The 15,846-nt window shown below is 62.7% G+C and carries 8 protein-coding genes; 5 read left to right on the top strand and 3 right to left on the bottom strand.

Going from position 1 to position 15,846, the window contains the following annotated elements; genetic code table 11:
• Positions 1 to 48 precede the first annotated feature (48 nt).
• The 3 genes from ACQPZ2_RS02030 to ACQPZ2_RS02020 are packed head-to-tail and all read right to left on the bottom strand — an operon-like array spanning position 49 to position 4,513.
• Entirely contained in the window at positions 49 to 984 is a 936-nt protein-coding gene (locus ACQPZ2_RS02030) for an aminoglycoside phosphotransferase family protein (protein ID WP_433524039.1), read from the bottom strand.
• Positions 981 to 2,111, bottom strand: a complete 1,131-nt coding sequence (locus ACQPZ2_RS02025; RefSeq protein WP_433524038.1) for an aminotransferase class V-fold PLP-dependent enzyme — start codon at positions 2,109 to 2,111, stop codon at positions 981 to 983. The genes ACQPZ2_RS02030 and ACQPZ2_RS02025 overlap by 4 nt, the downstream gene beginning before the upstream one ends.
• Positions 2,108 to 4,513 (bottom strand): ATP-binding protein, encoded by a 2,406-nt coding sequence (locus tag ACQPZ2_RS02020; protein ID WP_433524037.1) that lies wholly within the window; start codon positions 4,511 to 4,513, stop codon positions 2,108 to 2,110. Before ACQPZ2_RS02020 ends, ACQPZ2_RS02025 begins: the two co-directional genes overlap by 4 nt.
• Positions 4,514 to 4,941: 428 nt before the next feature.
• Here ACQPZ2_RS02020 and ACQPZ2_RS02015 point away from each other — a divergent pair, with 428 nt between their 5' ends.
• The 5 genes from ACQPZ2_RS02015 to ACQPZ2_RS01995 all read left to right on the top strand — a co-directional run bounded on the left by ACQPZ2_RS02015 (position 4,942) and on the right by ACQPZ2_RS01995 (position 15,652).
• Positions 4,942 to 8,616: a DEAD/DEAH box helicase family protein gene (locus tag ACQPZ2_RS02015; protein WP_433524036.1), complete on the top strand. Its 3,675-nt coding sequence runs from the start codon at positions 4,942 to 4,944 to the stop codon at positions 8,614 to 8,616.
• Complete coding sequence (locus ACQPZ2_RS02010) at positions 8,613 to 10,151, top strand: restriction endonuclease subunit S (protein ID WP_433524035.1); 1,539 nt, start codon at positions 8,613 to 8,615, stop codon at positions 10,149 to 10,151. The genes ACQPZ2_RS02015 and ACQPZ2_RS02010 overlap by 4 nt, the downstream gene beginning before the upstream one ends.
• Before the next feature lie 5 nt (positions 10,152 to 10,156).
• Positions 10,157 to 11,776: an N-6 DNA methylase gene (locus ACQPZ2_RS02005; RefSeq protein ID WP_433524034.1), complete on the top strand. Its 1,620-nt coding sequence runs from the start codon at positions 10,157 to 10,159 to the stop codon at positions 11,774 to 11,776.
• A 94-nt stretch (positions 11,777 to 11,870) separates the two neighbouring features.
• The gene (locus tag ACQPZ2_RS02000; protein ID WP_433524033.1) at positions 11,871 to 13,430 is read left to right on the top strand and encodes an N-6 DNA methylase; all 1,560 of its coding nucleotides are present in this window, start codon (positions 11,871 to 11,873) and stop codon (positions 13,428 to 13,430) included.
• A gap of 107 nt (positions 13,431 to 13,537) precedes the next feature.
• Complete coding sequence (locus ACQPZ2_RS01995) at positions 13,538 to 15,652, top strand: AIPR family protein (RefSeq protein WP_433524032.1); 2,115 nt, start codon at positions 13,538 to 13,540, stop codon at positions 15,650 to 15,652.
• Positions 15,653 to 15,846 lie beyond the last annotated feature (194 nt).

Here is a 15,846-nt window from a genome sequence, read left to right as displayed (position 1 = left end):
TCAACGGTGGAACTGTCCAGCTTTGAACCCTCAGCACCCTACCTCAGCTCAAACGGTCCGGACTTGGTTGATGATCCGCACGGGGTCAGCGTTCTCGATGAAGATCTCGATTCGTTCGGCAGGCGCGGGTTGATAGGGACGATATTCGGCGACAGCGAAAACGAATGTCCATGCGCGCAAACGGACGTCGTCCAGTAGCGGGTGACTGTTCAGGTGATCGAGTCGCTCTGAGATGGAGGTAGGGCCGTTCTGGATCGCGATCCACAGGCCTGCTTCGGCGTTGATGTCACCGACGGCTCCGAGGGGGTCAATGGCGTACAAGGTGGCGGGGCCTTGAAGGACGTTCTTGGCTTGCAGGTCTGCGTGGAGCACGTGCCGGGTCGAGTTTGTGTGTAGCAGTGCGTCTAGGACGTTCTCGGCGTGTGCGAGATGGGTTGTGGCGCCGAATCGGTTCATCGCTTCGGCGTATTGGGGGTCGGCGAATCGTTCACGGGCCCAGTCCATACGCATGTGTGCGATGTCGGCGAGGTCTTTGAGCTCGGGTGGTTCGGGCAGGTGGGATTGATTCAGTTGGGTGAGTAGTTCACCGAATTGGGTTGAGTCGGTCCCATCATTGTCGGGCCAGGCGATAGCGCCGGGGATGATGCGGGTCATCAGGAAAACTCCGGATGTGGTGGCGCGCTGCAGGACTGCTGGTGCGGCGTTTGCTGCGGCCCAGCGTTGCAGGAGCGCCATCTCGGTGTATCCGGATTCTGGATCGACGGGAATCTTCAGCACCGCTGGCGTGCCGTCAGCAGCAGCTGTGCAGTAGACGCAGCAGGACATGGCTCCGCTGTCAGCGATGCTGTCAAGGGTCAGATCCCATTGCTGGGCATAGTTGGCGATGCGTGCGGGCAGCCCGTCCAGCCAGGATCGTCCGTCTGGCTCGCCGCGGAGAAAGATGATCGCCTTCTCGAGCCTGTCGGGGATGGGAGGCACGATCATCGGGGAAGTACCTCCTGTATCCGGGCGGTAAGGGTTTCGATGTCGCGCTGGTCGTTGTAGACGTGGGTGGATATCCGCAGCAAGCATTCACCGGCTGGGCCGGGACCGACCCATGTTCGCACGTCGGCTGGGTGCAGGGCTGCTTTGACCTCGGCCACGCTCACACCGTCGAGGATGAACGATCGCATCCGTGGTGGCAGGTATTCGGTGGTCGCGGTCGGTCGTCCGCCGAGGCCTGTGATGGCATCGGATGCGATGTCAGCGACGGTTTCGCAGTACGAGAATTGGTCGCCGTCGTGCCATTGGTTCCACTGCGCTATAGCGGTGTCCAGGCATAGGCGTGGGACGGGGTCAAAGGTTCCCGGCCACGAGAATCGTTCGATCAGGTCGGGACAGTCCCATGTCAGCGATACTTCGGCTGGCCGGACCTGGTCGGTGAGTTCGGTTGCGAGCCAGAGGAATCCGACTGGTCGCAGTGTGGGTAGCCATTTGTGGAGGGTGCCGAACATCGCTGTGACGCCCCATTGCGTCGGGGCCATGGGAATGTGGCCGGGACCGTGCGCGGCGTCGATAATCAGTTGACCGCCGCGGTGTTTGACCCACTGTGCGATGTCGGCGACGGGTAGCCCGATGGCCGCCGACGAGGAGATCAGGCTCATCTGCAGATAGGTCACCGAGCCCGGTACTCGAGCCGTCAGCTCGTCCAGTAATTGCTGCGGACCGTGGAATGGCAGCGACACCGGGACGATGACCAGGCGTACACCGGTCTTGGCGCACGCGAGCTCCCAACCCCGCTGGATAGAGGAGTACTCGGTGTCGAGCACGACGACCGTGTCGCCGTCCGCCAGTGGAAGCGACTCGATGATCGCGGCCGCACCGGATGTGGCATTGGTGCACAACGTTGTTCGGTCCGGCTCGAGCGCGAACGTCGTTGCAACGAGACTCGTCTGGGCCCTGAGCCGTTCGGTGAGCTCGGCGCCGAGATGACGGGTCGGGTCGGACTCGATGTGCGCGCGGATGCGTTCGGCTTCGGTCATCACCCGCCGTGAGGTGAGGCCATAAGAGGCGTGGTTGAGCTGGATCAGGCCGGGAGCGAGCGCGAATTCCTCCTGTGCCGCCGGTTTCATGACCCGGCCACGTTGCTTCGGATCGCGGCGCGTAGCTGAGACAAGCTGGTCACGTCGAACCGGAAGATGGCATCGGCCGACTGTGCGTCATCCTGGGAGACACCGAGTTCAGTGACAGCGAAATTGACAGGATCCCAGTCCGGGCGCCGACGTCCCAGCTCGAGCAGGAGGTCGGCGAGTCGGGTGCATCGATCCGGTGCGAGGAGATCCTCGCGGCAGGCACCGCGGAGTTCGGCGAGCAGCCGATCCCCGGCCGCTGGCCCATACAATTGTTCGAGTTCGTGGATCTGGCAGGCCAGCGTGGTCGCGACCCGATCGAGCGCCGAAGCCAAGCTGACATCAAGGTATCGGGCGAATGCTTCGGCGGATTCGGTGAGCCGGTGTTGTAAGCCGAGGACCCGGCTGGAATCACGCAGATGTGGCGGATTCTCGCTGGCGACCCCGGAGGTTTGCGACATCTGGGCCAGCGCTTCGAGCAGCTGCCAGGAGCGGTCGAGTTCCAGGCAGGCCATGGTTTTCTTGCTCAACCAGTGCAGCGCTTCGTATTCGGCGTATGGGTGCATGGTTGTTCGAGCCACTTCGATCGCGAGCATTAGCCAGCGCTCAGCATCCACGGGCTCGTAGGCGGCCAGGTGCGCGAGTCCGCGATGCCCATATGCTCGCGACTGCACTTTCGCGTCGGCACCCATCGCCGTGACCGCAACGCACAGCTCGATACACCGCAATGTGTCTTGTATCGGACCGCACAATTCGACTTCAGCCTTCAGGATCAACGCCTCGCCGCGGATGTCGCTCGGTTCGGCATGGGCAGCGATCAGGCCGTCGAGCACCTGGCTGGTCTGATCCCAGCGGCAGGTCATGCGCAGATTGCGGGCCCACAGCAGCCGCACGCGTGCCTGCAGCGCTGGGGCCACCGTTTCGGTCCCGACGCAGGCCAGTGCCGCTGCGCAGGCTTGGGTGCCACCGACGTGATCGCCCTCGGCCGACAGACATTCGGCAAGCAAGGCATAGGCATCGAATGAAGGGGTCTGCTCGACAGCGATCCGCGCGAGGTCACGCGCCTTAGACACCGCACCCAACGTGAACTGGCGGCGCGCCGCAGCCGACGCCAGCGCACCCGCTTTCGCGCGGTTGCCTGCAGCAACAGCTACCGCAGCGGCCCGGACCTGTAATTCGTCGTCCCAGTCCGGCTCGGCCTCCAAGATCTCCAGCAGGCGGGCGTGGTGTCGTCGCCAGCGAGGTGCGTTGGAAGCCCCCCGCTCGCGCAGGATTTGGGCGAACAGCGGATGGTGGATGAGATAACGGTCGAAGTCCGCGCGCGGGTCCGCGGGCCGCACCAGTCCGTGTTCGGTGAAAAGCACATGCAGACGCTCGTACACGTCGTCGATATCCATGCGGGCTAGTCGCGCGAGGTAGTCGACCTCGAAGCTGTAGCCGATCAACGCAGCGATCTCGAGCAGTTGCTGATCAGCACCGGTCAGATACGACAGTCGCTCTTCCAGGACCGCAGTGATCTGCCGCGGTGCTGATCTGCCCGCCCGATCACCCAGACGCACCAACGACTCGGCGAACAATGGGTTGCCCGCACTCAGACGGACAATCCTGGACACCACATCACGGGCAACGGAGGTCCCGCTCGCGGCCTGTCGCACAAGCAGTTCTGTATCCGAGCTCGACAACCTGGGCAGATCAATCACCCCGGTCTCCGGACGGTACCGGCACAGCCGAAGCACTGCCCGCTGCAACGGATGTGTCTGTTCAGCCGAGTGCAGCTGATCAGGGCGGTAGGCCAAGACCAGAATCAACGGACCTTTGACCCGCAGCGCAATCGTGGTCAGCAAGTCGATGGTGGCGGTGTCGGCCCAATGCAGATCATCCAGGACCATCAGCACCGGGCTGTCGGTGAGCAGGTCTTCGATCAGGCGTAGGAGTTGGTCGAGTCTGCTGTCGATTTCGGTCCGCTCGTGGCCGGACGCGACAAAGGCTTGCCCGGTGCGCACACCCGCTGCCAGGAGTTGCCCGACTACCGGAACCGACTCGATCCAATCCGGGGCATGCTGGCGAAACGACGACGCGACCCGGTCGAGCCGAGTCCGCGACCCGGAACGCTCCGCCGATGAGGTCAAAGACCGCAGACACTCGCGGACAGCTTGAAAAGAGTCCGAGGCAAGGGAATTCAGCATCGCCTGCCCATAACCGGACAACAGACCAGCCTCCGCATGCTGCTGCACCGCGCGGTGGGCAAAGGTCGCCAGCAAACTGGTTTTACCGACACCGGCCTCACCACGCAGCACGACCACAGCACTCTCGTTGGCTTGGATCGCGAGCTGTACATGATCTAGGAGTTGGGACAGCTCGTCGGTGCGGTCGACCAACGCAGGGGGCGCAGCGAGGCCCGACAAGATTTCCCTTCCCACTCGTCCGACGGGTGTGTTCACGAATCATAGTCCCGGACTGAGGAATTCACCGAACAACAACGAGGACGAGGTTCATCGCGGCCACGTCCAGTCAGGCGAACAACATCGACTCGAACGGGCGGCCACCACCTGCCACGTGCCAAATAGGAGAGACCAGAACGGCACCCGCAGACCAGCATTGAGCGACAGGTCGAGTCTGCGGCGGCAAACATAGAACGGCGAAGCAGCGGGTGACCACCCCAGATTGCGTGCAGCTGCTGATGCTTGCCGCAGAGGCCGTTGGAGGGCGGTCCAGCTGAGTCCAACGTAGGAGGCTGGTGAATCGAAGGTGCCCCGGTAGGCTCGTAGACCAACCGGGAAAGATTGTCATTCCGGGGTCTGAGCGGAGCGGGCCCGTAGGCAGAGGGGGCAGCATGAACGCGGTCGGGACGACCAGCGGCCAGAATCCAAACCTGGTGCGTCTAGCCCGTCAGTCGCGGAACTTCGGCTTCCTGCTGCCCCATGTGCCGCTGCTAGTGGCTTACGGTGCCGCTGCCGAGAGCTACGTCTTCACCGACCCAAACACCTCCCTCATCAAGTCCAGGCAGTTCGGCGAGGCACTCGCCGCTGATCTGATCCGTAGGGCTCGCATTCGGAACACGGGTACCACCCAGTTCGAGCGCCTCAAGGCGCTCGACAAGGAGGGCTACCTTCACGGCAATGTAGGCGCGACTTTTCACGAGGTACGCACTCTCGGCAACAACGCCAATCACAAGGACTACGACAACGCTGACGATGCCTTCCGCGTACTGAACTGTTGTTTCCGTCTCGGCGTCTGGTACCACCGGCTGCTGACCAGCTCACGCGAACAGATCGCCTTCGTGCCGCCGGATCCGGACTGCACCCCCGCTGCGCATAACCGTCGCCTGCGCGAGGAGGTCACCCAAGCCCGCCAGGCCCTAAAAGAGACCCGGCTCACCTACGAGAACCAGGCTTCCCACGCTGAAGCAGAACATGCGGCCAGAGCCGCGGCCGAGCAGGAGCTAGCTGCTGCACGGGCTGAGCGCGATGAGATGGCCCGCTCGATCGCCATGCTCCAGGAGCAGCTGAAGTACGTCGAGGAGGCCCAGGAAACGGACTATGCGCGACAGCGCCGGGCTGAGGCCACCGACCGCGCCGCTATTTCTGCTGCTGTCGCCGAGCGTGCCCGTCTCCTGGACAACGCGGAGCAAGCAGCGCGTGATCCTCTCACCGAGGCGCAGGTTCGTTCTCGCCTCGACCTGATGTTGGTCGCGGCGGGTTGGCAGGTGCAGGATGTTGCCGAGCAGAACCTGTGGGCACAGGGCGACCATCGGGGCAGCGGCGTTGCCGTCCGCGAGACCACTACTGCACGTGGACGCGCCGACTACGCACTGTATGTGGAACGCAAGCTGGTCGGTGTTATCGAGGCCAAACGCGAGGGCTCGGACCTCTCGGCTGCCGAAGTCCAGGCCGGCCGTTACGCCGACCATCCCACCGACGCCCAGCAGCGCCTCGCCGCCTGGCAGACGCCACTGCCGTTCCGCTACGTCAGCGACGGCGGAGAGACTCGCTTTCGGAACATCCTCGATCCCGATTCACGCACCCGCCGAATCTTCTCATTCCACCAGCCGCGTACCCTCGCCCGCTGGATGCGCCAGGCCGAAGAGGACCCCCAAGCTCCCAGCTACCGCGCCCGTCTACGGCTCCGCCTGCCCGAGCTAGACGAACGTCCTCTACGTCCGGCTCAGATCTCCGCCGTCCACGGCGTAGAAAACTCGGTAGCTCTCGGCCAGGGTCAGCAAGGTATGGGGCAGTCCCGCTCCCTGGTGCAGATGGCCACTGGCGCCGGCAAGACATACACCGCGGTGACCTTCTCCTACCGGATGCTGAAGCATGCCCGCGCAGAGCGCGTCCTCTTTCTCGTCGACCGCAATAACCTCGGCGACCAAGCGGTCGCCGAGTTCGAGAACTACCTCACACCAGACGGCGGACGAAAGTTCGCCGACCTCTTCCACGTACAGCGGCTCGGCGCCGAGGGCATGAAGCCGTCCTCCAAAGTGGTCGTTTCCACCGTCCAGCGCCTGTACATGGAACTCACTGGCGAACGTCCGGCGGGCTTCGCCGAGGACAGCGAGAGGGAGCAACCGTACGAGGTTCCTGGTCCGGTCGAAGTCGGCTACAACCCGGACATCCCGCCGGAGTCCTTCGATCTGATCATCGTGGACGAGTGCCATCGCTCCATCTACGGCAAGTGGCGCTCCGTCCTAGAGTACTTCGACGCTCCCATCGTCGGACTCACCGCTACGCCCGTCGCCCAAACCTTTGGCTATTTCAATGGCAACCTGGTCAGCGAGTACACCTATCAGGAGGCCGTCGCTGACGGCGTCAACGTCGACTTCTCGGTCTATGAGATCAGCACTCGGATAACTGCCGAGGGCGGCGTCATCGCCCAAGGCATCATCCCGGTGCGTGACCGCCGCACCCGCCGTCAGCGCTACGAGGACCTGGACGAAGACGTCGAGTACGGGGCAAACCAGGTCGGGGTCGGGGTCATCACCAAGGACCAGTTGCGTACGGTCATCCGTACGTTCCGGGAACGGCTCTTCACCGAGATCTTTCCCGAGCGGGCCAAGCACGACCGAGCGACCGACGCTCTACTTTGGGACGAAATGTACGTCCCAAAGACCCTGATCTTCGCGAAGAACGACAACCACGCCGAGGAGATCGTGGAGGTTGTCCGCGATGTCTTCGGCAAAGGCAACGAGTTCTGCACCAAAATCACTCATGCAGCAAAGAGAGCGGACGAACGCCTCGCGCAGTTTCGCAACCTGCCGCAGCTACGGATCGCCGTCACCGTCGACATGATCGCCACCGGCACAGACGTCAAGCCCCTGGAGTGCCTGCTCTTCCTCCGGGACGTGAAGAGCTGGGCCTACTTCGAGCAGATGAAAGGCCGGGGGGCCCGCACCCTCTCCCTCACCGACTTCGAAAAGGTCACTCCGGGCTCCGGTCCCAAAACTCGTTTCGCGATCGTCGACGCGGTTGGTGTCACCAAGAAGAGCAAGGTCGACGCAGCTCCGCTGGAACGTCACACCGAGAAGCAGGCCAGCCTGGAGAAGCTACTGCGCAAGACCGCCGCCAACACGATTGAGGAGGAAGAGGTCTCGACTCTCGCCTCCCGACTCGCCAAGCTTGACCTCCAGATGACATCTGAGGAGCACGGTGAGATCGAGCAGCTCGCCGGCGGCCGGCCGCTTAAAGAAATCGTCCGCAGGATGGTGCGGGCCGTCTCTGCCGACGACCAACTGAAGGTGCGCGAAGCTGCAGAGCTGACCGGTCGTGACCCCGAGCAGGCGGTGCGTGACCTCATCGAGCACGCGGTCCAGCCCCTTGCTGCCTCGCCGCAACTGCGCGCCCGGCTGCTGGAGATGCGCCGCGCCAAGGACATCCTTTATGACGAGACCAGCCGCGACGAACTGGTGAGCGCGGGCGCTGTCAAGGAGGACGAATCCACAGCCCGAGAGACGGTCACCAGCTGGCGGAAGTACCTCGTCGATAACAGCGACGAGGTCGCCGCACTGACCATCGCCTTCAGTCCGGACTCCGACGTCCCCCCGGCTGCGGCCCTACGCCGGCTGCAAGATATGGCGCGCGCCATTGCCCGCCCGCCGAGAGCTTGGACCCCCGAGCGGCTCTGGACCGCGTACGAGCAGGTAGGGGAGGCAGTCCATCGGGGCGCCAGCACTCGCAGAACCAATGCCGACCTGATTTCTCTCCTCCGCTACGAGCTGGCCGGTGGAGCAGAGCACGGCGCCGCGCCGCCGGTGCCGCATGAGGAGCACATCCGCGAGCGGTACGCCGCCTGGCTCACCCGTCAGGAGCAGGCTGGCATCCACTTCACCAACCGTCAGCGCTGGTGGCTCGACCACATCGCAAACGCCACAATCGAACGTGTACGCTTCGACACCGCTGACCTCGATTACGCCCCATTCACCATTCGTAACGGCACGGATGGCTTCCTGGCTGAATTCGGCGAGCGCCAGGCGGAACACATCATCGACGAACTCGATAGGGAGCTGAGCGCGTGACGGCCATTGCCGCGAAAGCGGAGGAAATAGGAGAGGCCGGGAGCAGGACATTCTGCGGGGGTGGCAAGAGTCCCGACGACGCGAGGGGCGCGAAGCTGCCGCAGGGGTGGACACTGGCGACGATCGGCGAGCTGTGCCATGTCAATCCGCGCGGATTTGACGAGGAGCCGGACGATGACGACCTAATCTCGCGGGTTCCGATGGCAGCAGTCGAGGCAGAATCTCGACGGATGGATCCTTCCGAGACGATTCGCTACGGCGAATTCAAAAAGAAGTCGTTGACTCGGTTCCAGGAGAATGACGTCCTTTTTGCGAAGATCACTCCATGCATGGAGAACGGAAAGATCGTGAAGGCGACGGGGCTGGTAGGCGGTCGCGCGCTCGGCAGTACCGAATTTCATGTACTGCGCAGCCGTGGAGGAATTCTTCCGGATTATCTTGTGCATTATCTACTCCAGCGGAGCGTACGAATAGCTGCGGAGCCCCATATGTCCGGCGCAGTAGGCCAGCGCCGAGTTTCACGCCCCTACCTTGAGGGCCTTCAGATCCCAGTACCACCCCTCGCCGAACAGCACCGAATCGTCTATGAACTGGATGAACAGTTGGCCCATGTAGAGGCCGGTGAAGCATCGACCCGTACCGCACTACTCAAGTCCAACCAGTTCATCGAGCAAGTCTTCTTGCTGGGAACCGGCGGCGCCCTCGACGAGGTAGAACGATTTCCGGCGGGCATCTCACCTGCCGACACTGACGACGGCGACCTGCCCAACCTCCCCGCAGGGTGGTCCTGGAAGCGGCTGGGTGAGATTGCCGCGGTTGTGGGCGGCATCACCAAAGACAGCAAGCGGCAGCATGACCCCGAATATGTGGAGGTTCCGTACCTGCGCGTAGCCAATGTCCAACGAGGACGGCTGGTCCTCGACAGAGTCGAGACAATCCGGGTACCGCCGACCAAGGCAGAAGCTCTCAAACTCCAGCAAGGCGACGTGCTCCTCAACGAGGGCGGTGATCGTGACAAGCTCGGTCGTGGGTGGGTCTGGGAAGGTCAAATAGACAACTGCATCCATCAGAACCACGTGTTCCGGGCACGTGTCTTAGGCGATGCAATCTCTCCCCTGTTCCTTGCCTGGCACGCAAACAGCTTCGGAAAGAAGTGGTGCGATCGAAATGGTAAGCAGACGGTAAATCTGGCGTCGATCAGTCTGCGAAAGATTAGGCTCCTTCCGGTTCCGGTGCCTCCACGTTCGGAGCAGGACCGCCTCGTCAAGGTTATCGAGAGCCATGTCCAGGAGGCTGCGGAATTACAGCAAGCAGTCCGAGCCACGCTCGAACAGGCCGTAAACCTACGCGCCGCCCTTCTTCAGGCCGCGTTCACCGGCACCCTGGTCCCCCAGGACCCCGCCGACGAGGTGGCCTCAGCACTACTCGCCCGTATCAAAGCCACACGGGCAACAGGAGCTGGCAAGAAGCAACGGCGCGCTCCGGATGCCTGCAACCCGACCAACATCCCCGATCAGGAAGAACTGCCCCTGTGAGCATAATGAGCAGCATCGACAAGCCCGTTGCCGCCCCGCTCGCCAACGAGGCTCTACTCAGGCCCGCTCGCAAACAAGCGGAGTCCACCAGCACTCTCGTCAACCGCCTCTGGTCGTACTGCGAGCTGCTTCGCCATTCCGGCGTCTCCACCCTCGACTACGTCGAGCAGCTCACGTATCTCCTCTTCCTGAAGATGGCGGACGAGCGGGCCAAGCGCCCCGCCAAGTTCCGAAAGAACATCACTGAGGAGCCCCTCGTTCCCCCGGGCCGGGACTGGACCAGTCTGACGACTCGCTCGGGCGACGCGCTGCTCGACCACTATGAGTTCATCCTGAAGGATCTCGGGCAGCGTAGCGGCACCATGCTCGGTGAGGTCTTCGCTAAATCAAGCAACAAAATCCACGAGCCTGCCATCCTTGAACGGTTGATCAAGGACCTGATCGACCCATACCGCTGGACCACTGAGGACCAGGACCTCAAAGGCGATGCCTATGAAGGCCTTCTCCAGCGTGGCGCCGAGGACCGCAAGACCGGCGCTGGGCAGTACTTCACCCCACGTCCCCTCATCGACGCTATGGTCGACTGTGTCAAGCCTCAGGTCGGTGAAACCATGACTGATCCTGCCTGTGGCACGGGTGGCTTCCTCATCGCCGCGCATGCGCATCTTGTCACCCATTACGAAGAGCAGCTCTACGGCGACGAGGGCCGCAAACTGCAGACTGGCGCGATCACCGGTTACGAGTTGGTCCGCGAAACCGCTCGGCTGGCGCTGATGAACATGCTTCTGCATAACATCGGCACCTCAGAGGCCAAGCCGCTGATCACTGTGCAGGACTCGCTCGCCAAAGCTCCCGTTCGGCACTACGACGTCGTCTTCGCCAACCCGCCCTTCGGTGTCGGCTCGGTTACCGGCGAGGCATACACCGCGCGCACTGACTTCTGGATCCAGACGACCAACAAACAGCTGAACTTCGTCCAGCACATCTACAACCTGCTGGCAACGAACGGCCGAGCCGCGGTCGTCCTGCCGGACAACGTCCTGTTCGAAGGCGGTGCTGGCGAGACCATCCGCCGCAACCTGCTCAATATGTGTGACATGCACACTCTGCTCCGACTGCCTAGCGGCATCTTCTACGCCAACGGCGTCAAGGCCAACGTCCTGTTCTTCGACAAGACCGGTCAACGTACCGGCGGCCGCCCCGGTACTCGGCAGCTGTGGGTTTATGACCTTCGCACCGACCAGCGCTTCACCCTCAGGCAGCGGCAGCTCGGCCGCGAGCACCTCGACGACTTCGTCGCTGCCTACCACTCCGGTGGCACAGACCGTTCCGCTCGCAAACCCACTGAGCGCTTTCGGGCTTACGATTACGAAGAACTGATCACCCGTGACAAGGCTAACCTCGACCTGACCGTTCTCCGTTCAGAATCGGACTCCACCAACATGGCTCTTGCGTCCCCCGACGTGATCGCTCAAGAGATCGTGGACGAGCTGGAGGCCGCCCTGGCCGAGTTCACCTCCGTCGCCCGCGCCCTGAAGAAGAACTACGCATCTGGTACTGGCACAGGCGTGGTCACTACCGGCACTACCGAAGACGACCAACCAGACGAGACGCTGGCGGGATAGTCCCGTGCTCCCGTCACCTGCGCCGGTCTGGGTGATGGAAAGGCGACCAGCGCATCGACCGGGCGAATGCGACAGTGGAAGGAACCACGGGAGAATGACTACGGGGCGGGGCAACACAGGCGTGGGGAATGTGGTCGGCGGCGCGGGGATGTCTTCGCAGCGTGCACTGCCGGAACAGAGCTGGACCGCCGGGCAGATCGTCCGCCGTTGGTGGGCTTTCTACAACGAAAAGACCAGTACCCGCGCGCTCACTAAGATCGAGTTCGCGGAGCACATCGCTTACCTGCTCTTCCTCAAGATCGATCATGAGCGGACCAATCGCCCAGGCAAATTCGCCGTCCGTCCTGTGGCTCCGTCCGCCGACACCTGGCCGCGCCTCGTCGAACACAGCGGCGAAGCGCTCCACGCCTACTTTGCCGGCACAATGCAGACACTGGGAACCCCCGAACCAGACAACCAGCGCCGCACCCTCGCGAGCGTTCTTTTCCACGACGCCCAACCCTGGAACATTGACCGGATGAGCGAGCTGAGACAGCTCATCACGGAGGAAATCGCTCCCTACCGCTGGTCCCAGATCCCAGATATCGAGCTCGGCCGCGCCTTCGCGCAACTCCTCTCGGACTGCTACGACGACATGCTAAAGAAACGGGAGACCGGACAGTTCCTGACCCCACTGCCACTCCTCGCCGCTGTCGCGAAAGCCCTTGCGCTCACCCCAGACGATCGCGTCATCGACCCGGCTGGCGGTATCGGCAGTACCTTGATCGCCGCCCACCGAGAGATGGCGAGCTATGGCACAAGGGTCGACGACGCGGCAATCGCCGGCGCTGACATCGATCCCCAGATGTGTCGGCTCGCCACCATCAACGTGCTTCTGAACACCAAGCGGCTTTTTGCCGGAATGCCTCCGATGCTGCGTACCGACTCCCTCTCCCGGAAAGGGCGGGCGATCCATCGCCAAGACCCTGACGTCGTCGCGACCGTTGCAATATGCAACCCGCCATTCAAGAGCACCGATGCCGCCGTCGACACTACCCACCGCGATGACTTCTGGGCCCCAAAGGCAGACCTTCCCACCAACTTTCTCCAACACATCGCCATCACCCTGCCGAGAGAAGCCCGCGCCGCCGTCTTCGTCCCTGACAGCGTGCTGTTCAGCAGGGGGGCAGCCGCCACTATCCGCCGGAACCTGCTCAACCTGTGCGATGTACACACCCTGCTACGCCTGCCGACCGGTATTTTCCGGGGTACCAACTCCAAGGCGAACATCCTCTTCTTCAACACATCAACGCCTCGGCCCACCGGCGAGCCTGCCACTCGCACCTTGTGGGTATACGACGCCCGCACCGGAAATCACCGCGCGGACACTGTCAATCCTCTCACCGAGGACGACCTCGCCGATTTCCTCGCCGCTTACCGTCCCGGGGACCCCGGCCGTACAACCCGAACCCCCTCCGTGCGATTCAAGCCTTACAACGTGACTGAGCTCCTCGCCCGCCCTGACGTCAATCTGGAACTCTGGGCCGACGTCGCAGAAGTCAGCGATGATCTGGCACCTCCACGTGATATCGCTGCCGCCATAGTCGCCGAATTGAACAGCGCGAGCATGAGTTTCCAGGCTGTCGTGGACTCCTTCGACCCCCGCCATAGTTAGTCATCACGCTAAACCGCCACAGTGTTCCACAGTGTTGTTGACACCTGCCCCGGAGAACCATGAGCATCCCTCCTCGCCGCCCCGACGTCCCCACACAGGTTCGCCAGGTGGCAAACTTCTTAGATTCGACGTACGGCGATCTCATCGACATGAGCGATTTCGGCAACCGTAGGCCGGAGGATCTTGTCATCGCCCGGCGGTCCCGCGCCCTTGCTGCACACGCCGTGCGCATGGTGACGGACTGGACGCCCGCTCAGTCGGCGGCCTGCGTGATTGACGGCGGAGGCGACCAGGGAATAGACGCGATAGCCGTAGATGAGGACCGTGCCCACATCTACCTCGTCCAATCCAAGTGGAGCGAGACGGGAACAGCAAAGGCTGACGAAACTGCGGTTCTGAAGCTATTTTCCGGGCTCACGTTGATCGACTCCGGGGAATCGCGGCAATTCAACCCACGTGGCCGGGTGTTGGCCGTTCAGGCCAAAGAGCTTCTGATTTCGGATGTCACCAAGGTGACCCAGGTAATCATCCTCATGGGGACAAAAGAGCTCGCGCCGGGAGTCCGCCAGGCCATCGCGAACGGCGAGAGGGACTTCAACCACGACGGAACCCACGTCTTCCATCGTGCAATCCACTCACCGGAGATATACGCCCGAGCCCGCGACGACCAGAGGCCCGAGCCGATCACCCTCGAAGTGACGCTGTCCCCCTGGTTTGCCTGCTCCCCTTCGGACCAGCAGGCGTACCAGGGCGTTTTGCAGAGCGAGCAGATCCTGGAATGGACGCAGTATGGCAACCGGCTCTTCGACTACAACATCCGTAACCCGCTTGGCGTGACACCCATCAACAGCGAACTGGTGGAGACGCTCACAGAGGAGCCCTCCAACTTCTGGTATTTCAACAACGGCATCACGATCCTGTGCGACTCTGTGCTGGTCGAGAAGGGGTCCAAGAAGCAGCCGGAACGTCTTCCGCTCCGGCTGACCGCGCACGGCGCGAGCGTTGTGAACGGAGCGCAAACCGTGCGCGCAATCATTGACGCGGCTAAGGAGGACGGAGATTCTACGTCAGCCGAGGTCGGGGTCCGAATCATCGTCACTGGCGGCGATACCGACTTTGCAAAGCGCACCACCCAAGCCACCAACCGGCAGAACCACATCGAGGACCGCGACCGCATTGCGCTCGACCCTATCCAGGCCGTGCTAATCGAGGAGTTTCGGGCAGAACTTGACCTCGTGTACAGCGTTCGACGAGGCGACTTGGAACCTCAAGGGGACGAGGGGTGTTCTGTCGTTGAGGCAGCGACAGCGCTGGCGTGCGCACATTCCGGAAGTCGCTTCACCGCCCGATTGGTCGCGGCAGACTCCACCGACGTGCTGTGGGAGCGCGGTACTGGCGGAATCTACGACCCTCTGTTTCGCACGATGCCTGGAGTCTTCGAGATCTGGAACGCAGTCCGGGTTCTCCGCGAGACCCGCAAGGCTCTCCGGCCAGTGCGCGAACAGTACGAGAAGCGCGGAGCAGCCATCATTGATGACGGCAGTTTCCTGCTAACTCATCTCGTGTTTCGGCTGCTGCTGGAAGAGGACGCTGGAATCGGCGAGCCTGATCCATCGGAAGAGGATGCCGCCTGGTTCGCCAAGGCGTACAGGCGCATCCCCGAACTGCTGACGCGCACAGTACCTGTGCTGCTTGGCGTTCTGGACACTCGGCATGGAACCCGCTCTGACCTCAAACGAGTGTGTATTGATGACTCGGAGTGCGCAGCGTTGGTGACAGACATTCTGGACGTACTGTCCGCAGGTGGCGAGACGCAAGACGTATCTCAATACCTCCGCAAGAACGAGCAGCCGCGTAGGCCCCGCCGGCCCAACTCAGTCCACGTGATCGTTAACCAGCGGGCGCTCCCGGAGGGCGCACCGCTCCGCCTCAGCCTCCACGTCCCGGCCGAGCAGGAAGCACTGGAGGCATGGCTCGCAGCGAACCCCGTCCGATCCCGGGCCGCATGGACCAGCAACACCAACAAGGCACTCATCTGGGAGTACGACCGACAGCGCTATTCCCCCAGCGGCTTGGTCTCGCGCATGTGGGAACTCGCAGGCTGGGAAGAACGTCCTGTCTCCAACCAGGGCACTTCTCGGTGGATCACCCAAGACGGTGAAACTCTCGCCCAGCTCGCTGAACGCCTTCTCGGAAACCTAGAGGGGGAAAGCGGCATGTAGACGCCGCAACGAGCACCCTGAACGATTGTCGACAAAGTCTTACCGCGCGGTCCAAAGTATCCGCGCCTACCCCGAAACAGTCAGCGGTCGGTATCGACATCGGTCACGTAATTCCCCCACCTCGTCTGTTAGGAAGGCATGACAGGGCGGCCGATCGGTCACGGCGGCCCGCAGGGTCCGGACCGCCCAGCGGG

Source organism: Nocardia pseudovaccinii (assembly GCF_050942345.1).
Classification (GTDB): Bacteria; Actinomycetota; Actinomycetes; order Mycobacteriales; family Mycobacteriaceae; genus Nocardia; species Nocardia pseudovaccinii.
Note: the sequence above shows the minus strand (reverse complement) of the source record. Positions and strands in the feature narration are given on the sequence as shown.